This is a genomic window from Dyella sp. ASV21 (genome assembly GCF_016428975.1).
Classification (GTDB): domain Bacteria; phylum Pseudomonadota; class Gammaproteobacteria; order Xanthomonadales; family Rhodanobacteraceae; genus Dyella.
On record NZ_JAELTT010000344.1, the window covers coordinates 1 to 314 of the forward strand.

The following is a 314-nucleotide window of genomic DNA, read 5'->3' on the forward strand; positions in this document are numbered from 1 at the left end:
GAAGCGCGTCGCGAAAGCGTGGGACGCGATCGCGCGCGCCTCGCAGGCGAGGCGCTCGATCGCTTCATGCTCACCATGGCCGGGGACCTGCCTGGTTACGAAGAAGCCGCTCGTGCGTTCTGGCGTCCTGTCTCTTATACACATCTGACGCTGCCGACGACAACGTTCGGGTGTAGATCTCGGTGGGCGCCGTGTCATTAAAAAGGGGGGGGGGGGGGGGGGGGGGGGGGGGGGGGGGGGGGGGGGGGGGGGGGGGGGGGGGGGGGGGGGGGGGGGGGGGGGGGGGGGGGGGGGGGGGGGGGGGGGGGGGGGGG

At 75.5% G+C, this 314-nt stretch carries 1 protein-coding gene; it reads left to right on the forward strand.

The window, feature by feature from the left end; genetic code table 11:
* The coding region (locus JHD67_RS21875; RefSeq protein ID WP_199101220.1) for a DUF2239 family protein at positions 1–201 on the forward strand (201 nt) is incomplete at its 5' end.
* Positions 202–314 lie beyond the last annotated feature (113 nt).